15 protein-coding genes, 1 tRNA gene and 2 pseudogenes are annotated in these 20,752 nt (G+C 39.6%); 9 read left to right on the plus strand and 9 right to left on the minus strand.

Going from position 1 to position 20,752, the window contains the following annotated elements:
* Window positions 1-92 (plus strand): annotated as a pseudogene (locus FTU06_RS13305) (IS5/IS1182 family transposase); the annotation flags it as partial.
* A gap of 34 nt (window positions 93-126) precedes the next feature.
* Here the strand turns inward: FTU06_RS13305 and FTU06_RS13310 are convergent.
* The 3 genes and pseudogenes from FTU06_RS13310 to FTU06_RS13320 all read right to left on the minus strand — a co-directional run.
* Window positions 127-294 (minus strand): annotated as a pseudogene (locus FTU06_RS13310) (sugar phosphate nucleotidyltransferase); the annotation flags it as partial.
* The gene (gene rfbB / locus FTU06_RS13315) at window positions 294-1,352 is read right to left on the minus strand and encodes a dTDP-glucose 4,6-dehydratase (RefSeq protein WP_180060537.1); all 1,059 of its coding nucleotides are present in this window, start codon (window positions 1,350-1,352) and stop codon (window positions 294-296) included. The pseudogene FTU06_RS13310 and the gene rfbB, both read right to left, overlap by 1 nt.
* Before the next feature lie 30 nt (window positions 1,353-1,382).
* On the minus strand, window positions 1,383-2,447 hold the full coding sequence (locus tag FTU06_RS13320; RefSeq protein WP_180004587.1) for a glycosyltransferase family 4 protein: 1,065 nt from the start codon (window positions 2,445-2,447) through the stop codon (window positions 1,383-1,385).
* Between the two features lie 181 nt (window positions 2,448-2,628).
* On the opposite strand from FTU06_RS13320, the gene FTU06_RS13325 reads away from it, so the two are divergent.
* Complete coding sequence (locus FTU06_RS13325) at window positions 2,629-3,597, plus strand: ELM1/GtrOC1 family putative glycosyltransferase (RefSeq protein WP_180147127.1); 969 nt, start codon at window positions 2,629-2,631, stop codon at window positions 3,595-3,597.
* Between the two features lies 1 nt (window position 3,598).
* A complete protein-coding gene (locus FTU06_RS13330; RefSeq protein ID WP_136143930.1) occupies window positions 3,599-4,537 on the plus strand; it encodes a glycosyltransferase family 2 protein in 939 nt (312 codons plus the stop codon).
* Here the strand turns inward: FTU06_RS13330 and FTU06_RS13335 are convergent.
* The 5 genes from FTU06_RS13335 to FTU06_RS13355 all read right to left on the minus strand — a co-directional run bounded on the left by FTU06_RS13335 (window position 4,534) and on the right by FTU06_RS13355 (window position 11,411).
* Complete coding sequence (locus tag FTU06_RS13335; RefSeq protein WP_136143931.1) at window positions 4,534-5,340, minus strand: polysaccharide deacetylase family protein; 807 nt, start codon at window positions 5,338-5,340, stop codon at window positions 4,534-4,536. The two genes, FTU06_RS13330 and FTU06_RS13335, sit on opposite strands and share 4 nt — an antisense overlap.
* A gap of 13 nt (window positions 5,341-5,353) precedes the next feature.
* Entirely contained in the window at window positions 5,354-6,244 is an 891-nt protein-coding gene (locus FTU06_RS13340) for a mitochondrial fission ELM1 family protein (protein ID WP_180066674.1), read from the minus strand.
* A gap of 83 nt (window positions 6,245-6,327) precedes the next feature.
* Window positions 6,328-7,254: a branched-chain amino acid transaminase gene (locus FTU06_RS13345; protein ID WP_078191262.1), complete on the minus strand. Its 927-nt coding sequence runs from the start codon at window positions 7,252-7,254 to the stop codon at window positions 6,328-6,330.
* Window positions 7,255-7,272: 18 nt separating this feature from the next.
* Window positions 7,273-10,032, minus strand: coding sequence for a bifunctional [glutamate--ammonia ligase]-adenylyl-L-tyrosine phosphorylase/[glutamate--ammonia-ligase] adenylyltransferase (gene glnE / locus FTU06_RS13350; RefSeq protein WP_180147130.1), 2,760 nt, complete (start codon window positions 10,030-10,032; stop codon window positions 7,273-7,275).
* A gap of 92 nt (window positions 10,033-10,124) precedes the next feature.
* Window positions 10,125-11,411 (minus strand): sensor histidine kinase KdpD, encoded by a 1,287-nt coding sequence (locus FTU06_RS13355; RefSeq protein ID WP_180147133.1) that lies wholly within the window; start codon window positions 11,409-11,411, stop codon window positions 10,125-10,127.
* A 1,122-nt stretch (window positions 11,412-12,533) separates the two neighbouring features.
* Here FTU06_RS13355 and FTU06_RS13360 point away from each other — a divergent pair.
* Window positions 12,534-14,768 (plus strand): NADP-dependent isocitrate dehydrogenase, encoded by a 2,235-nt coding sequence (locus tag FTU06_RS13360; protein WP_180147135.1) that lies wholly within the window; start codon window positions 12,534-12,536, stop codon window positions 14,766-14,768.
* A gap of 761 nt (window positions 14,769-15,529) precedes the next feature.
* Here the strand turns inward: FTU06_RS13360 and FTU06_RS13365 are convergent.
* A tRNA-Leu gene (locus tag FTU06_RS13365) sits at window positions 15,530-15,616 on the minus strand.
* Between the two features lie 178 nt (window positions 15,617-15,794).
* On the opposite strand from FTU06_RS13365, the gene queA reads away from it, so the two are divergent.
* The 5 genes from queA (at window position 15,795) to tgt (ending at window position 20,695) form a co-directional block, all read left to right on the plus strand.
* Window positions 15,795-16,835, plus strand: a complete 1,041-nt coding sequence (gene queA, locus FTU06_RS13370) for a tRNA preQ1(34) S-adenosylmethionine ribosyltransferase-isomerase QueA (protein ID WP_078191326.1) — start codon at window positions 15,795-15,797, stop codon at window positions 16,833-16,835.
* 21 nt (window positions 16,836-16,856) lie between these two features.
* Complete coding sequence (locus tag FTU06_RS13375; protein WP_180147138.1) at window positions 16,857-17,885, plus strand: hypothetical protein; 1,029 nt, start codon at window positions 16,857-16,859, stop codon at window positions 17,883-17,885.
* A gap of 54 nt (window positions 17,886-17,939) precedes the next feature.
* Entirely contained in the window at window positions 17,940-18,506 is a 567-nt protein-coding gene (locus tag FTU06_RS13380; protein WP_180114441.1) for a LemA family protein, read from the plus strand.
* Window positions 18,507-18,587: 81 nt separating this feature from the next.
* Entirely contained in the window at window positions 18,588-19,484 is an 897-nt protein-coding gene (locus FTU06_RS13385; protein WP_180147140.1) for a DUF4303 domain-containing protein, read from the plus strand.
* A gap of 80 nt (window positions 19,485-19,564) precedes the next feature.
* Window positions 19,565-20,695 (plus strand): tRNA guanosine(34) transglycosylase Tgt, encoded by a 1,131-nt coding sequence (gene tgt, locus FTU06_RS13390; protein WP_078191270.1) that lies wholly within the window; start codon window positions 19,565-19,567, stop codon window positions 20,693-20,695.
* Window positions 20,696-20,752: the final 57 nt, after the last annotated feature.

Below are 20,752 nucleotides of genomic sequence, written 5' to 3' on the forward strand. Positions count from 1 at the left end.
TTAGAGGAATTGCCACAAGATACGATAAGCTAAAACGTAACTATCAAAGCGCTGTTGCTTTAGCTTGTATATTTATATGGTTGCCTCTTTAGCTCAATTTATCGGCTGTAAATGTCAACACACCCTAATAATGAGTACGTCACGAATACCCGCAAGCATCAGCACCGAAAGCGGGTAATACACCATGGGTTTATCATAAATAGGCAATAACTGCTTAGATACCCCTTTGGTAATTGGATATAAACGTGTACCTGAACCGCCCGCTAAAATAATACCTTTTGTTGTATTTGACATTATGAATTTACACCTAATCTTTCGCGTTGGTAACTGCCATCTTGCACTCGATGACACCAGTCCAAATTATTTAAATACCATTGCACCGTTTTACTGATTCCAGTTTCAAATGTTTCCGTTGGTGACCAGCCCAATTCATTTTGAATTTTTGTGGCATCAATTGCATAACGTAAATCATGCCCAGGGCGGTCTTTTACAAATGTAATCAGTGATTCATACGCTTGACCATTTGCCTGTGGTTTTAACTCATCCAAAATCTTACAAATAGTTTTGACCACTTCTATATTCTGTTTTTCATTATGACCACCAATATTATAGGTTTCACCCACTACACCCTCAGTCACCACTTTATATAAAGCGCGTGCATGATCTTCTACAAACAACCAATCCCGAATTTGTTGACCATTACCATATACAGGCAAAGGTTTAGCATCCAGTGCATTTAAGATCACCAATGGAATTAATTTTTCTGGAAAATGGTAAGGCCCATAATTATTTGAGCAATTGGTCACAATGACAGGTAAACCATAAGTTCTGTACCAAGCACGTACCAGATGATCCGAACTGGCTTTAGAGGCAGAATATGGAGAGCTTGGTGCGTATGAAGTTGTTTCTGTAAACAAATCTGTCGTGCCTTCTAAGTCACCATAAACCTCATCAGTTGAAATATGATGAAAGCGAAAGTTTTGTTGAGCTTCAGCGTCAAGCCCCATCCAATATTTTCGAGCGGCTTCTAATAAAGTATAAGTTCCCACAATATTGGTTTGAATAAATGCTGCTGGGCCATCAATTGAGCGGTCTACATGCGACTCTGCAGCCAAATGCATAATTGCATTAGGTTGAAATGCATCTATTGCAGCTGTAATTTGTTCTGTATCACAAATATCGATTTGTTTGAACTCATAGTTCGGATATTGATCGATTTCTTTTAACGATTCTAAATTACCTGCATAAGTCAACTTATCGATATTTAGAACGTGGTTGTTGGTATTTTGAATAATATGGCGGATGACAGCTGAACCAATAAATCCTGCACCGCCTGTAACTAAAATTTTCATAACCAACCCAAATAAACCATAATGACATTATTAAATATATGCAGAATCAAGAAAATCGATCAGCTTATCCGCAACTTTGCAAAATTGATATTCATTTTCAGCATCTTGGTGTCCAACCTGTGCCATTCTACTAATTTGCTCAGGGGATTCAATCAGAATAATTAGATTATTAACCAAATCTTGAATATCTCCGCATTTTGCCATTAAACCATTTTCACCTTGCCGAATAATTTGTTGGACACTAATATGATCACTCGCAACAACAGGTTTCCCCCAAGCAAAAGAATCTAATATAGCCAAGGGTTGGGTATCATTCATTGTAGGAACGAGTGCAATATCAATATCTTTATAAAACTTTCTTTTTTGTTCCCCACTAATCCAGCCTAAAAACTCTACTTCACCCTCCAAATTCAAATCTTTAACTTGCTGAAATAAAAACTCTTTCTGTTCACCATCCCCTGCAATCAACAACTTGACCCTGTATCCTTTTTGCTTTAATTGCTCCACCGCAGAAATTGCTATGTGTGTACCCTTATATTCAACCAAGCGCGTCATAATCCCTAAGACCACAGGTTCCCCAAGTTTTTTAGCAAAAGAAGGTTCATCATCTGGCAAATGTATTAAATTTGGAATAACCGCTTGTGGTTTTTTTCTCAAATCCACACCCTTCTTTTTTGCAGCATCAGCAACACACTGAGCTACATAAGGAGTAATATGAATAAATCCATCTGCGCGTAATGTCCTTTTCACATTATGACTATGATTCATCGCAATAACAGGGCATTTGATTTGTGAAAAAAACATCGCATTTTTAAATAAGTAAACAGCACGTCCACTATGAGCAATCACAACATCAGGCCGATAAGAGCGTAACCATAAAGCGAGTTTTACTGCTGCAATCAGATCATAAAACCCTGAACTATTGAGTACAAACTTTGGATAACTCTCAGATTTTAACTTTTTATTTTCATCACCATATACCAAAAAACCTTCATGCCCCTTGCTTTCTAATGCATCAAAAGTGTTCAGCATTGCTTGCCAACGCCCACCTGAAGCATCCCCATAAACTGTGTGAACTATTTTTAATTTTTTCAAGAAAAGCCTTTTTCAAATTGCGCTAACTACTGATTAGAAAACATTTTATTATTATTAACCTAAATAGGCCACCACCTAATTTAAAATAACACTCTGAATCTTGCCTTACTTCAAGGTTGCTCTGACAACAGAATAGATTTTTGCTACTATACAAAGTTGATATGTCAAACTTTCAAATCTTATGAAAAGCAAACCTAGCCTTGCTGTTCTTATTATTCATGACCAACGTGCTGGGCATTTAAACCCTAGCTTAGGAGTTTACGACAATCTAGAAACCGCTTATTCAACAACTTTATATAAAATAGTTACACCCACCTTAAAAAAGTGGCAAATCAGCCTCTTAAAAAAAATTAGTTGGTATCCGCGTTTATTCGACTTATTTGCTGCTTTATTTTTTAAAAATTTTATTTTAAATCATGATATTAACTGCATTATTTGCTCTGGAATGCCCAACCTAATCTATGGCATTTTTGTAAGCCGTAGTTTAAAAGTTCCTCTATTTTATGCAGGTGACTTACGTAAGGTAAACAGCAAACTAGTCAGCTGCACAATTACTGCACTCCCACAAAATACGCAGTCAGATCAAGTTGTACTAACAACACCACCTGTTAAAAAAGAGTTTTTTAACATGCAACATGATCAACTCGATCAAACAACAGCTTTACTCGTTTTAGGAGGGGCTACAGATGAACACCCTTTTACTTATACAGATTTTGAAAAAATCATAAGTAACTTCATTCTATTTTGTAGAAACAATCAACTTAAAGGCTTAATTACCAACTCACGTCGCACACCAAATCTAAGTGCATTTTTGAATAAAACTGATATTCCAAAAAATATCCAATTACATTTTATTCATACTGAAAAAGCTTTGTCACTAATTCAACTAATTCAACAAGCTACTTATATTTTCGTCACAGAAGACAGTACTTCCATGCTTGCCGAAACTATCCAAAGTGGACGTTTTGTCAGCTCAATATATGGCCCCAAGTCTATTTTAGAACCTTTAAATGAGAAATATCTTCAAGCTCAACTCATGCAGAGACAAATGCTCGAAGATATTTTTCAGTATCCAAATGTCAGAAATACCCAAGATTTAAACTCATCAAGCCCAATTACCCAAGCTTTTAAACGTAATTTAGGATATTAAAATGATTTCAGTCATCCTCACTCATTACAATAAAGGCCAATTACTGAATAGAACCATTGAATCACTACAACCTCAAGATGAAAATTTGCACGAAATTATTGTGGTAGATGACTGCTCTACAGACCCAGAATGGTCTAAAAACAGTAAATATCTAATAGAAACTTACCCAAAAATCAAAATCATTCAAAATGCAGACAATAAAGGCCCAGCTGTTCGTTTAAATCAAGGTGCATTTTCTGCAACTGGTAATTATCTATTTTTCATGGATGCTGATGATGTTTTAGCACCTAATCGTCTCAATATGTTTTTAGCAGAAATGCAAAAGCAAAATGCCGATTTATGTTATGCAGAAAAGGTTAAAATTCACGATCTGAATGAAATTCAGAAGCACACTATTGCAACATGGCAATCTAGCACAACACCTTTAAATTACGTACTTGAAAATAATATTATGCAGATGTGCGTTATGTGTACACGTGACTTATTTATAAAATCCAAAGGCTGCAATGAAAACATATTTATTCAAGATGAATCATTAGCTTTAAACTTATCCAAATATTCAAAAAAAATAATCTCTAGCGACTTACATAGTGTTTTTGTTATTTTAGATGAGACTGAAACAAAATCTATTCGTGGGGAAAACCGCCTATCCCGCCATCTAGAACAACAACACCATGATATGTTCTTCACAATTGATGATTTTATCCGAGACTATCCAGATATTGCTGAACAAAATAAAAAACTACTGATCAAAAAAGCAATTTCAACCTATTGGAAAAGTATACGCCATACACCCCAGCGAAAATTTACAGACTTCATCATTTACTTAACAAGTCGTCTTCATCCAATTCAAACATGGAACAAACATCGGATGAAACTCACAACTTACTTCAACCAATTAGATCATGTAAGAAAAATTAATAGTAGAGAAAGCAACTAAGCTCTTTTCCCCAATTTCATTCGCAATTTAAAAGCAAATAATGAGTCTTTACCACTCACTTTAATACGTTGCAATTGCATAAAATCAGGCATTTTCCCATCTATGCCTTCTTGCGTTGTTACTGCATTGGTATATCCTGCCTGCTGTGCCAAACTTACATCACGCGCGGCATAAATACCAAATGGATATGCAAAACTATTTACAGAGCGATGAATCAAATCTTCAAGTGATTGCTTGGATTGAGTTAACTCATCTAAGCATTCAATATCATCCAACTTTGCAAGATTCGCATGGGTCATTGTATGTGAACCAATTTCTATCAAACCGGAATTTGATAACAATTTGACTTGTTCATCATTTAATTTAGGCTCACGGGCAAGTTCACCACTATTATGATGTGCTTTTTTGTAGGTTGACCAATCTCGATCATGTCGGTCTATCACTACATAAATCGTCGCTTTGGCTTGATATTTTTCTAAAATTGGAAAAGCATTTTCCAAGTTATCTAAATAACCATCATCAAAAGTGATTGCAACAGTTTTTGCAGGATGCCTCCCCCAATGATCTTGTAATTCCTGCATAGTTACAAAGTTAAAACCTTCTGCTTTTAGCCATGCTATTTGCTTTTCAAACTCAGTGGGCCTAACTCGTAATTTATTAAATTTTGCACCATCAATGTGCTCACGTACCATGTGATACATTAAAATTCGTGGTCTATTCCAATCTACTGCTGGCTTCCACCATGCGTACTTATAACTGAATGCGAACAACAAGATAAATAAAACAATCAGAATATAAATCACGATTAAATCACAGCTACTTGATTAAAAGATATGTTGCCACACGCTCAGCTTCTTTAAAAGCAGCGGTAGAATATAATTCAGCAATTTGTCTAGCATTCGATACAAGTTTCTGATCAATCAAATGCTGTACCGAACGCGTGATACGATCCTCTTTCGCTCGATCTATCTGAATAAGCCCCACTTTACAGCCTGCGGTGAGTGCCTCGTATATCATAGATACACTATCTTCAGTCACCCATACAGCTTCCGCTTTTTGCATCTCTTCAAAAATCCAACCCTGCGGCGTTTCATCAACTGGAAAAATTTGCAGTTGTGAAGCAAAACTTTGCTGAGCCACTGCAGGTAAAAAATCAGCAGGTGTACGCCTAGAACTCGTCAAAATAATGTCACACTGCATATTCTGCTGCACAATCTGCTGAATCGCAGACATCACCTTATCTGCATTCCAAATATGCCGTTTAGATGAACCACCTAATGCAATCAAAATACGGTTTGCTATGTGTCGCTGCTCATTTTCAATGGGATTCAACGCACCTTGTGTAACAATCACATTTGCCCGCTCTAGCACACCATCATGTTCAGGAATAACCACATGATCAAACCAAGACAAAGGAAAATTTGGTTTCATTAAAATGACAGTTTTCGCACATGGAAAAACTTTACCCATCAATAAAACACGTAATTGCGTATGACTGCCTACCCCAAAAATATAATCAGGTGGCTGCGATACTGCAGCATGTTTTTGTTTTTTATATGCAGTCAATAAACTCAAGAGTGGTAGCTGATCAATTGAAATTTCTTCAAAAGTTAACTCAATATTTGTTTGCTTGTGCATGGCCTTAAATAAACCTAGAGCCTGTGAGCGATGTCCTGCTTTACCATCACTGACATAAACAATATGCATAGTCTCGTTCCAAAAAATTCAATATCTTCAAGCCAATAAAAAAGGCGAAACTTAGTTTCGCCTTTTCATCTTAACCGATCAGCTTATTTTACGTAAGTTAACCAGTGCGCATATTTAGGGTCTTTACCCTGAACCGCATTAAAGAATGCAGTTTGGATTTGCTCAGTGATTGGACCACGACAACCTTCACCAATTTGACGGTCATCATATTCACGGATTGGCGTCACTTCAGCAGCAGTACCTGTGAAGAATGCTTCATCTGCAATGTAGAATTCGTCACGTGTAATACGACGTTCAACTACTTCAAAACCAAGGTCTTTCGCAATCGTAATAATGGTTTGACGGGTAATACCATCAAGTGCACCACCCGCGATGTCAGGAGTATGAATCACGCCATCACGAACTAAGAATACGTTTTCGCCTGAACCTTGACATACATAACCTTGTGGGTCGAGTAACATTGCTTCGTCATAGCCAGCATGTGCCACTTCTTGGTGTGCAAGAATTGACAAAGTATAGTTACCAGATGCTTTTGCTTTACACATGGTCACGTTTGGATGATGGTGCGTAAATGAAGACGTTTTAACACGGATACCCTTCGCCATCGCTTCATCACCAAGGTAAGCACCCCAGCTCCATGCAGCAACAACGGCATGAATTGTATTGTCAGTTGCTGCAATACCTAATTTTTCTGAACCAATAAAAATAATTGGACGTAGGTAGCAAGAAGCCAATTTGTTTTCACGAACCACATCAATTTGAGCTTGTTCTAATGCTGCATGATCAAATGGGACTTTCATTTGATAAATTTTTGCAGAATTTAATAAACGCTTAGTGTGTTCTTTTAAACGGAAAATAGCCGTTCCATTCGGAGTTTCATAAGCACGGACGCCTTCAAACACACCCATGCTGTAATGCAATGTATGTGTTAATACGTGAGTTTTCGCCTCACGCCAGTCAACCAATTGTCCATCTTGCCAAATAAAACCATCACGATCAGCCAAGTTCATGGCACACACTCCAAATTTTTATACACAGTCATTTTTATCCAATGCAAACGTTGCAGTTGGATCAATTAATCTTTGCCATAGCTTGCAAACGACCACTCGGGTATCGTGCCAATCGTCAGCTGAAACTTGCATGGATTGATTCGCAAGTGCTAAACGGTGGCTCTCGGCTCGTTCACGGAGATAAGCTTGAATCAATGCTGTCGCATCGGCGCTGGATAAGCAATCCGTTCTTGCGGCATCCTCAAGGATTCGTACGTTGTCAGAGTAATGGGCGAGATCGGGATTCGACCCACTCCATGCTAATACTGCATACTGTGCCATAAATTCGATGTCAACGATACCACCTGCATCTTGTTTTAAATGAAAAATTCCATCTTTTTGCTGCTCTTTAGAAGAACCTAGATGGTCTTTCATTTTTTGGCGCATTTTGAGCACTTCTGCACGAACATTGTTCTCATCTCGTGGCTGCGTCAAAATATTGCAGCGCAAGTTTTCAATTTCAATCCGTAAACTGTGCTCGCCTGCAATGGTTCTGGCACGGACCAAAGCTTGATGCTCCCAGACCCAAGCATTTTTATGTTGATATTGCTCAAAAGCTTTTAAGCTGGTCACCAATAACCCCGCCTCTCCCGAAGGTCGTAAACGTGTGTCCACTTCATACACTCGACCATCTAGGGTTTGCGTGGTCATTAAGGACATAAATTTTTGTGCCACCCGCATGGCAAATTCAAAGCCACTAATTGGTTTCTGTCCATCGGTATCCGCTTGTTCGTCCATATAGTGAATAAACACCAAATCCAAGTCCGAACCATAACCCAGCTCGATGCCACCCACCTTGCCATAGCCAATTACCGCGAAAGCCGTGTGATCAATCGAACAACGCTGCCCTTCTGCATCGATTGGATAGCCATGTTTTTTGGCAACAATTTGATATGCCAAATGCAAGGTTGCATTCACAGACACTTCAGCAATATCGGTCAATGCATCCGATACTTTCATCAACGGGCTTTCGGCCAAAACATCACTAGCAGCTACTGCTAAGACATTGGATTTTTTAAATAATCGAAGAACACGCATCTGATCTTCAACTTGATCAATTTCAATTCGAAGCAGTTGTTGACGTAGAGAGTCTTCTAAATCTTTACGCTTTGGCAGCTCAAAATCCATCGATAAAAACTCGTCCAACAGCACGGGATAATGCGTCAATTCTTCGCAGATCCAAGGACTCACTGTTGCCATTTTCACTAATCGTTGTAATGCCCCTTTGCTCTCAATCAGCATCACCAAATAGACCGTACGGCGCAGCACCGACTCCACCAAAGGCATGAGACGTAGTAAGGCCACCTGAGGTTTATCGGACTGTAATATCGCCTCAATGAGATGTGGCCAAAAAGTTTTTAAACGCTGTACTGCTTTGGCAGGTAATTTTTTCAGCGCATGTCCATACCAAAATTCGTGAATTAAATTTTTGGCATCATCATCTAGAACATCGTTCAACTGGGCTTCTAAATGACTAAAACTTTCCAATAACGGATCGGGTTCTTTTTCTTTAATAAGATGCTCAAATTGGTAAATGACTTTGGCACGCTTCTGATTGAGTACATGCAAAAAGTCATCCCAAGATGCAAAACCTAAAGTATCTAAAATGCGCTGGCGAGGTTCAGGCTCATGGGGCAACGATTGGGTTTGCTGATCATTGAGCGCTTGTATCGCATGTTCAATACGACGTAAAAATAAATACGCATCTTCTAAATCAGCAACCGCGGTATTTTCTAATAATCCAACTTCACCTAAATGATGCAGACTCACTAAACATTGACGGTCTTGCAACTCGAGTTTTGAACCGCCATAGATGAGCTGAAAGACTTGAACAATAAACTCTACTTCACGAATTCCGCCTGCACCGAGTTTAATATCATCTTCGATATTACGACGTAGCACTTCACGTTCGATCATGGCTTTCATGTCACGCATAGCTTCGAAAGCGGTGTAATCGACATATTTGCGGAAGACGAAAGGTCGGGTCATTTCCAGTAACTCGGCGCCTTCTTTACCGCCCGTGACGATCCGTGCCTTAATCCAGGCATAGCGTTCCCATTCGCGTCCATGCTGGCTTAAATATTTTTCTAATGCCGCATGACTGATTGCCAAGGCAGAACCATCGCCCCATGGGCGAAGGCGCATATCTACACGGAAGACAAAACCATCTGCGGTAATATGGTCAAGCAAGTAAATTAATTTCTGGCCCCATAAAATACAGAACTGCTGCACATCAATACATTTTCGACCGTTGGTTTCACCCTGTTCATCAAAGGCAAAAATAAGATCAATATCACTTGAAAGATTAAGTTCCTGCGCACCCAGTTTTCCCATGGCAACCACAATCAGGTCTTGAACTTTCCCCTTATAGCTTAGCGGTTCGCCATATTTCGCGATCAACGGCTTTAGTGCAAAATCTTTTGCCGCACAGATGGATGCATCGGCAAAGTCTGAAAGCTCTCGAGTTAAGGTGACGACATCGGTGAGTTGATTGGCATCTTGCCAAATCCAACGAAACATCAGACGTGCGCGCAGCACACGAATTGCACGCATCCAGCTATTTTCATCTTGGATATCGGCAAGGCTGCTTACGACAAAATGTTGAATTTGTGCTGTACTGAGCGAGGTTTGAAACTGATCAATTGCATAGTCTTGTTCTAAACTGGCCTGATGGATTCCGAGCACCTGTTCAGCATATTGACTGGCACGTAATGTTTTCTGCAATTGCTCCGTATTCATTTCACAAACCCTAGCGTGATTTTTTTCTAGTTATAACAGTTGATAACGCTTAGGGAAAAGTATTTTTAGGCTTTTATACCAATAGACGCGCTTTAAAGCTCGCTTAAGGTCGCATCTTTCTGTGCATTGCAGCTCTCGGTACTTAGGGTTTGATGCAGACTTGTCGCCTTTGGCAGCCAGACTTTAAATTGTGTGCCTTCACCTTCTTTCGAGTTCACCACAATTTCACCCTGATTCAAGTCCACAAAGCGCTTACACAGCACTAAACCCAACCCCGTACCACGCTCTCCTGCCGTACCTTTAATACTGACAGTGAGTTTTTGCTGAAATAAATCTTCAATCTGAGCTTGGGTCATACCCAATCCCGTATCTTGAATGGTGAATAAAATCCGTTCACCATCTTGTTCGGCAGAAATCGTCACCACACCTCGTCCATCGGTATGAGTAAATTTCAATGCATTTGACACCAAATTTTGCATCACTGATGTGATCATATTGATATCTGCATTGACTTTAATGCCTTCAGGCACGGCATTGATCAGTCGGATATTTTTCTTCACAGCCAAGCTATTTAACACATCACTGACGATTTTTGCAGACTGATGTAAATCAAAATTAATCGGGTGATAAACAAAGCGACCACCTTCTGCCATAGCCCAGTTTAATAAGCTTTCTAAGAGGTTATACGTCGACTGTGTGGTGTCATATAAATAGTCTGCAATATTTTGCACACTTGAATCATCTAAGGTATTGCGTTCCTGCGCCAAAACCTCTGAAAAACCCAGTAGACCATGAAAAGGTGCTCTTAAATCATGAGCAATAATTTGGAAAAATTTAGTCTTACTAAAATTCAGTGCCGACTGCTGTTCATAGGCTTCTTTTAATTCGGCATTTTCAACACGGAGTTGAATGATGTTGACTAGACTTTGTACAAATTCTTCAACGATCTTTAATTGTTTGGCTTCAAATGCAGTGACTTGATCATCAAACAAAATCACTTTACCAATAGAGTCTTGATCATATTTTAAATCGAAAGCGACTAAACGCTGATGCCCTAAACCCAGTTCCTGCATATAGTCGCAGTAAGCTTGGTAATTTTCAGTGTCGCGATCTATACGGGAATGTTCAGCAAAAAACTGATCTAGACGATCATCATCAGCTTCGGCCATAAAGGCCTTAAATATGTGCTCTGACGCATACCATATATAAGGTTCATTTTTAAATGCGAGGACAGCATTATCGACTTGCACAATACCACGCGCGAACTTTAAAAATTCTGCAATGCGGTTGTCGTCCGTATAAACCCCCATCAATAAAGACAAACGACAGGCAGTTAATAATTCGGTTTGTGTACCAATATCCAGTAAACGTAAAGCCATCCCGTTGCTCTCCTCAGGGTTTATCTTAAAGATAAAAACCAACTGCTACGATCAAGATTAATAGCAAAAATAGCCAGAACACTCAATAACAAATTCTAACAAAAAGACCAAGATCATTTACGAATCAGTCATTTAATCGAACTTTCATCCAATTAGAAAATAAAAAAATCTATAAAGAACATAACATTAAAGGTAAAACAAAAATTAAAATAATAAAATTAGAAACTTAAATTAATTTAAATTTTATTGACTGTTTATTTTAAATCGTACTTTTCGCGTTTTATTCAAACTAAAAACACGACCAAAAGAAACATTCATTTACATAAGACCTAAAAAACTGGGCTTAATTTTCTTTAACTACATCACAAAAAATAGTGATATTTATGACTATTCTATGACCAAATTGCTCATCAGGATGCTTGTTTCAATCAGCTACACTAAATGAATCTATTTTTAAGTTTCTCTATTAGACTAATTTATTAGTTTTTATCAGTTGAGCGTGTCATTGCTACTTCAAATAAAACCTGCTCGCTTTTAATTTATTAAACTAAGCTAAAGATTCGATTCATGCTTCTGCTCTACATGAAATCAATCATTCAATTGACTAAGGTTGAAAATAGCCATGCCTTATTCATCAGATATATAAGTTATCGCATAAGCATTCCGCGAGCCTTCAAAGTCAAACGGAGCATCAAACTCACGTCGTTCTTTAATAAAGTCCCCAATCCTGACTAATTTTCGAACTTCCGCACCAAATCTACACCTAAAAGTTAAGGCATTCGGTTTGACCTATCAAACGCTTTACTTTACAACTAAATTTCGAACGAGCCATAAAGAACAGATCATCCCCCAAAAAAATGATATAAATTTAATTGTTCAATAGCTTTAAGCTATGAATAACAAGCTTTCAATATTTCCCTTCTCGGTTTTGCGCTAAAATTGGGCGTCAAACTGCACTTCTTTTGTATCATTTTTCTACGAAATGACCACATCACAGGATCTTGCGTTGACTGAAAAGCAATGAACCCCGATACTTTCATAGTTTTATTTAAGCAAATCGGTTCATAGAGGCGAGCCACAAGCTCGGACCTCAAAGACACAATCTAAAGCAAGGGGCTATATATGGCTGGTGGAAAGTCAACTATCATCTACACACTGACCGACGAGGCGCCATTATTGGCGACTTACTCTCTGCTGCCGATCATTGAAACCTTTACTAAACCTGCTGGCGTTGAAATCGTTAAACGCGATATCTCAGTTGCAGCACGTGTACTCGCTGAATTTTCAGACTATCTAAGCGAAGAACAAAAGGTGCCAAATAACTTGGCAGAGCTTGGACAATTAACCCAAGATCCAAGCACAAACATTATCAAACTTCCGAACATCAGTGCTTCAGTTGGCCAATTAACTGCTTGCATTAAAGAATTACAGTCCAAAGGTTTTGCAATTCCGAACTACCCAGAAAACCCAGCGACTGAGGAAGAAAAAGAAATCAAGGCGCGTTATAGTAAATGCTTAGGTTCTGCTGTAAACCCTGTACTTCGTGAAGGTAACTCTGACCGTCGTGCGCCTACTGCAGTAAAAAATTACGCGAAGAAACATCCGCACTCTATGAGCGAATGGAAACAGTGGTCACAAACTCACGTTTCTCACATGGACGAAGGTGACTTCTACCACGGCGAAAAGTCGATGACTTTAGACCGCGCTCGCAATGTAAAAATGGAATTGATCACTAAGTCTGGTGAAACTGTTGTTCTTAAGCCAAAAGTTGCGCTTCAAGATGGCGAAATCATCGACTCAATGTTCATGAGCAAAAAAGCACTTTGCGACTTCTATGAAAAAGAATTAGATGATTGTAAAGAAGCTGGCATTTTGTTCTCTCTACATGTAAAAGCTACCATGATGAAGGTGTCTCACCCAATCGTTTTCGGTCACTGTGTGAAGATTTACTACAAAGAAGCATTCGAAAAACACGGCAAATTGTTTGATGAGTTAGGTATTAACATCAACAACGGTATGTCTGGTCTTTACGAAAAAATTGAAACTCTTCCGACTTCTCTTCGTGAAGAAATCATTGCTGACTTACATGCTTGCCAAGAACACCGTCCTGCACTTGCAATGGTTGATTCTGCAAAAGGCATCACTAACTTCCACTCACCTAATGACGTAATTGTAGATGCATCTATGCCCGCAATGATCCGTGGTGGCGGTAAAATGTGGGGTGCTGACGGCAAACAGTACGACTGTAAAGCTGTAATGCCTGAATCTACTTTCGCGCGTATCTACCAAGAAATGATCAATTTCTGTAAATGGAATGGTAACTTTGACCCACGCACTATGGGTACTGTACCTAACGTTGGTTTGATGGCGCAAAAAGCTGAAGAATACGGCTCACACGACAAAACTTTCGAAATCGCTGAAGCGGGTGTTGCAAACATCACCGACCTAGAAACTGGTGAAGTGTTGATGTCACAAAACGTGGAAGAAGGCGATATCTGGCGTATGTGCCAAGTGAAAGACGCTCCGATCCGTGACTGGGTGAAACTTGCTGTGACTCGTGCACGCAACTCAGGCATGCCTGCGATCTTCTGGCTTGACCCGTACCGTCCACACGAAAACGAACTCATCAAGAAAGTTCAAACTTACTTGAAAGAGCACGACACTACTGGTTTAGACATTCAAATCATGTCTCAAGTACGTGCTATGCGTTATACACTTGAACGTGTTGCTCGTGGCCTAGATACAATTTCTGTAACTGGTAACATCCTACGTGACTACCTAACAGACTTGTTCCCGATTATGGAATTGGGTACTTCTGCGAAAATGCTTTCTATCGTGCCTCTAATGGCTGGTGGCGGCATGTACGAAACTGGTGCGGGTGGTTCTGCGCCTAAACACGTACAACAACTTGTAGAAGAAAACCACTTACGTTGGGATTCTTTAGGTGAGTTCTTGGCGCTTGCTGTTTCTCTAGAAGAAATGGGCATCAAAGAAGACAACGCGAAAGCTAAACTTCTTGCAAATACGCTTGATGCTGCGACTGGTAAATTGCTTGACAATGACAAGTCTCCATCACGTCGTACTGGCGAACTTGACAACCGTGGCAGCCACTTCTACCTTGCTAAATACTGGGCTGAAGAACTTGCTGCGCAAGACGAAGATGCAGATCTTAAAGCGAAATTCGCTCCTCTTGCTCAAGCTCTTGCTGACAACGAAGAAAAAATCGTTGCAGAACTTGCTGAAGTTCAAGGTAAAGCTGCGGACATCGGTGGTTACTACGCTGTAGATACAGCGAAAGTAAATGCTGTAATGCGTCCAAGCGCAACTTTGAATGCTGCTCTTGATGCTGCTCAATAAGTTGATGCAAAACTAACTTAAGTTAGTGATGTAAAAAAACCAGCGCTTCGGCGCTGGTTTTTTTATACCCTCATTTATATAGTGTTATGACAACTCTTTCATTTAATACTTTGCTCTAAATTTTATGAATGTGATTTATCAAAGGTAGGCTTTTTCATCCAACTACAGCCCTAAAATAAGGAAAACCTAAAATGGCAAATTCATGGGGAATACCAAAGCACATAGAAGATGCGGTCTCGGAGCGAGACCTGTGCTGTGTATATTGCGGCAAAAAGTTTGGCACTGAAAGAGCCAACAAGAAGTCTTGGGAACACATTATCAACGATATAAGATTACAACCTTAACCAATATTGCATTGTGCTGTGTTGGCTGCAATGCATCTAAAGGCAATAAAGACTTAGCAACTTGGTTCCACTCTGAGAATGCTCGAAAAAGAGGTGTCAACACTGAGACAATTGCAGATGTCATCAAAGTAGCTTTAGATAGTTAATAAAGCTTTTAAATACTACAAGCCCTATAATACACCCGATCAATCACATTTGATTATTGTATTGATCTAATAATTTAAGCTTAGCATCTGATTCCACCATGAGTACCCAAACAAAATTCAGGTACTCATCCGAGTACTCATTTTACGAAGTGACCACCTGAAACGTGGCTAGTGAAATCATTGGAAATTTTCTAGAAATTTTATATAAGTCATTACTTTTAGACATAAAAAAAACCCCAAGTCTTAATAAGCTTGGGGTCTTTTAGAATTTTGGTCCCGAGGGTCGGACTCGAACCGACACATCATCTCTGATAGTGGATTTTGAATCCACCGCGTCTACCAATTTCACCACCTCGGGAAGGTGTTGAAACGTATAATAAACTGTTTCAAAAACTTGTCAACGCATGATGTTCTCATTTGATTAAAAATAAACCGTATAAGAATTTTTAGATGGATAATCCATCAATTTCAGCGTTAAAACCCAAAAAAGCTTATACTAAGCCAAATTTCATTATCCCCTTTTCAGATTTCTTAACATGCAACTTTCTGACTTTAACTTCAATCTCCCTGACGAACTCATTGCCCGCTATCCGCTTGAAACACGTAGTGCATCACGCCTGCTCCATCTCGACCTGAATGGCGAATACCACGACCATCATTTCACTGACATTTTAGACTTGCTCAATGAAGGTGACTTATTGGTACTGAACGATACCAAAGTGATGAAAGCTCGCTTAAAAGGCAAACGCGCTACAGGTGGTGCAGTTGAAGTCTTGGTTGAACGTATTCTTGACCCAAAAACCGCACATTGCCACATTAAAGCCAGCAATACGCCTAAAGAAGGTGCGGAATTATTTATTGGTCCAGACGAAGTTAAAGTGACCGTTCAAGGCCGTCATGAAAACTTATTTGTTGTGGAATTTTCACAGCCTATTTTACAAGTTTTAGATTTATACGGTGCTTTACCGATTCCGCCTTACTTTAACCGTGAAGCAGAAGCGATTGATACCGAACGTTACCAAACTGTTTTTAACGATCCAACCAAATTGGCTTCAGTTGCAGCACCAACAGCAAGCTTACATTTTGATGAAGCGCTACTCAAAAAATTGGCGGACAAAGGCGTAAATAAAACTTTTGTTACCTTGCATGTGGGTGCTGGTACATTCTTACCCGTGCGTACCAATGACATTGAAAATCACATCATGCACAGCGAATGGTGTGACGTATCAGAAGAATCTATGGCTTTAATCCGTGAGACAAAAGCACGTGGCAATAAAGTCATTGCTGTTGGTACTACAGCGACTCGCGCGACTGAAAGTGCCGCTCAAGCCAATGGCGGCGAACTCAAGGGTTGGACAGGTGATACGCAAATCTTTATCTACCCAGGTTATGAGTTCAAAGTGGTCGATCGTTTAATTACCAACTTCCATTTACCTGAATCGACCCTACTGATGTTGGTGTCTGCCCTATCTAACCGAGACAATATTTTAAATGCCTATCATCACGCGGTAGACAGCCAATATCGCTTCTTTAGTTATGGCGATGCGATGTTAATTGATAACATTAACCACAAATAATCGAACGCTGAAATCATCCCTATGCCGATAGATTCTGTAAAGCATTCCATCCATATTCGTCGCAAAAAGAATGAAGTTGTTTTTCAGAATATTGCTCGGCTATGGGATATAGGCCGAAACGCAAAAACACACCAAGAGCTCCTCGATGGGTTGCATCCTTGGAACGCGCCCATTACGCTCAAATTTGAAAATTTACTCCCCCTAGCTTTAGCTGCGCTGGGTATCGGCTTCATGCTGTTTATTGTAATTCAGCCCGATCATGGCTGGGCACAGCTCTGCTTTGCTGTGGGGTTGGCCATGGTGTTCTGGGCCTATATCAGCTATGAAAAAGATGACCCGCTCGAAGATGTTATTGCGTTTTTGGAAACCGAATGCATCGCAAAAAAATACCAACTGGCTTTTAACCGACAGCCTGAATACATTTCAATGCCGCTGAATAATCTACAATTTATTGGCAATCTTAAACGTATGTTCCCCGTATTTAAGCAAGGCAGCCTTTCGAATGATATTCAGACCTTCGCGAGCACCGTTTGGGAAGATGAAAATCAGCAACAGCATCAAGTCATGGTCTTTCATTATCACTATGTGAATGAACTGAAAGTACGTGACAAAGACGGTGATGAAGTCACGGTTAAAGAAATTCATAAAGACCTGTGGGGCGTATTTATTTTTGATATTGGCATCCATGGACTAGCCGTATCTACAACAGGCAAAAACTTTGGCTATCCCTATAGTTTTCCTTGGCACAGCAGCGACATCCAAACCAATCAAAAATTAAAGTTTTATGGCGATAACCAAATGGAAATGGCTAAATTACTCAGCCCGGGATTTGTCCTCCGACTGGCGGATTTTTTTCAAAACCGTGAAGGTGATCTGCTATTTCATCCGAGCCACCGAATAATGTGCTATCTTGGCTCTACAGATTTATTTAAAGTCAGTAGTAAAGCAAAACGAATTCAGGATGTTTCTGCATTGCGTGGACATCTCAGAACCTTTAAATTAAATGCTTTAGAAAATTTGAAAAACGACTTAACGCAGTTTTTAAAATAGATTTCATACAATAATGTTTTAAACTACGACCTTTTATCTTGAGGATAAAATTTTATGGGGCTTTTGATCTTTGTTTTAATCATCATTGTATTGGTGATTGGCGCAATCATGATTCGCAACAACATTGTCCGACATCACAATGCAACCATTCGTGCATGGTCAGATGTAGCTAGCTATGAACGTCAAAAAATCAAAATTTTAGATGGATTACAGCCTTTGGTTGAGCAATATTCCAATTTTGAACAAGGGACTTTGGCAAAAGTCACTGAACTCCGTCAAAACATTATGAATTTGAACGTCAATAGTACCGATGTCAGCCAATTACAGCGTATTGAAGCCTTAAATCAAGATCTGATGCGCAGCCTGAATGTTGTGGTTGAAAATTATCCTGAGCTCAAAGCCAATGAAATTTATCTGAAAATGATGAATGAAATTGAAGAACAAAACGAAAATGTCGGTGCGGCGATTACTATTTTTAACCGCAACGTTGAGTTGTTCAACAACCACATTCAAGTGTTTCCTAACAATATTATTAATACGCTATTGCTGAGTAAAAAAGCGGTTCGCCCTTTCCGCGATCAAGCTGCCAGCCAAAATTTTGATTATCGTCCGAACTTTTAAGTTCGGGCTTTAATGCACAAAAGTAAAAAAAATAATGATGAGGTGATCAAGCACCTCCAAAACTAGAAAGAAAAATAAAATATGCAAAATCAAATTAATGCACTGAAAAATGTGCTGATTCAGGCGTTTTTCAAACTCTATGAGCAGCACCAAGACGACCATATTTACGCATGTACATTGGCGTTCAATCCCTATTTATCCATAGACTATATCGCAGTCTCTACGCAGCGTAGTATTTTTGCCGAAGATGAAGATTCTGCTCAATATCTTGCAGCGCATGATCGATGGAATGTGTCGAAATGGCGCTATCGTAGCCTACTGGCTTTAAGTCAAGACTTGGCGCAGTTCAAACTGACATCTGTAAATGAAGTGGGCCATTTAAACCTTGATCCATCTTCTATAAAAATTACGATAAAGTCTGAATCGGCTAACCATCTTTCAATCTTGCTCAATGCCATACAACAAACAAAATTCGACTTGGTTCAGTCCTACGGCATAGAACTGGACAATATTCTGTTTTTTATCACGGTCCCGACACAGCCCGAAATAGAAATTTATTCAGCTCAGGTTTTAAATCCTCCAAGTACACAACTTGACGATTTTCTCAAATCCAAACAACCCCTCAAGCTCGACAGTTTACCCAAGCGTATGAAGCTGTCTCAGTATGATAAAGACCTGCTGATTGATTTGGCTCAAATCGTTGAAATACAACCTTATAACTATTTACATGTTGCCAATGAAATCTATCTCTTAAGCTTAGAAAAAAGTTATGCAACCACGAACCCCTATATTCAAAAGCTTATTGACAGCATCGTAGCCATGACATCAGACCCGAAAGGCACATTTGCGATGGAAAAAGAAGAAATTTTGCAGCGAATTAACCAGTTTTATTTTAATGCCAAGAGTTCAGATGAAGCCCTGTCACAAGAAGCGATCTATAAATTTACAGACTTAACACCCGACAAAGCTAGCGTTTAACCGCAGAATCAAGGAAAATAGAGCACTTTTAGCACTCTTACCATCAGCGAACTGTTTTTTCGCCTTGATCTGGACCTTGTATGAAGTTTGAAAAATTGGCGCAATCGGGCCGTGCTCGTCGCGGCCGTTTAACCCTTGAACATGGTGTCGTTGAAACACCGATGTTCATGCCTGTCGGTACTTACGGTACTGTAAAAGGCATGCTCCCACGTGACATTAAAGAAATTAAATCCCAAGTTATTTTAGGTAATACCTTCCATTTATATCTACGCCCAGGCCTAGATGTCATTCGTGAACATGGTGGCTTACACCAATTCATGAAATGGAATAACCCGATTTTGACAGATTCAGGCGGTTTCCAAGTCTTCAGTCTTGGCGCTATGCGCAAAATTAAAGAAGATGGCGTAACTTTCCGCTCTCCGATTGACGGCTCTAAAGTCTTTTTATCTCCTGAAATTTCGATGGATATTCAGCACACGCTGAATTCAGACATCGTGATGATTTTTGATGAATGTACGCCTTATCCTGCGACACATGAAGAAGCGCAAAAATCATTGCAGCTTTCATTACGTTGGGCGAAACGTTGTAAGACTCAACATCATGACGTGCTGAAAAACCGTAATGCCCTGTTTGGTATTATCCAAGGCGGCATGTACGAAGATTTACGTGATGAATCTTTGAATGGTCTGAAAGAAATTGATTTTGATGGTTATGCCATTGGCGGCTTGTCTGTTGGCGAACCTAAAGAAGAAATGATCAAAGTATTGGATTATCTTCCAGAGAAAATGCCTGCGGATAAACCACGTTACTTGATGGGTGTCGGTAAACCAGAAGATATCGTAGAAGCAGTTCGTCGCGGTGTCGATATGTTTGACTGTGTGATGCCAACACGAAATGCACGTAATGGTCATTATTTTGTGACCGACGGTTTAGTGCGTATTCGCAATGCCAAATATCGTCATGATCAAAGTCCGCTTGACCCACATTGCGACTGCTATACCTGTACAAATTTCACCAAATCTTATCTCTTCCATCTTGAGAAATGCGGTGAAATGCTCGGTTCGATGCTCGGTACTATTCATAACTTACGTTATTACCTGCGTCTGACTGAAGCGATGCGTGATGCTCTCGATCATGGCACTTTTGATGAGTTTGTTGAAGACTTTTATCGTCGTCGCGGCATGGAAGTGCCACCTTGTCCTCAAGATTAATTCTTTCAGCATTTGCGCTGAAGAAAAAGACAAGGTAAATTGCTGAACAAGTCCAAT

It is taken from the genome of Acinetobacter sp. YH12052 (assembly GCF_013419835.1).
Lineage (GTDB): Bacteria > Pseudomonadota > Gammaproteobacteria > Pseudomonadales > Moraxellaceae > Acinetobacter > Acinetobacter amyesii.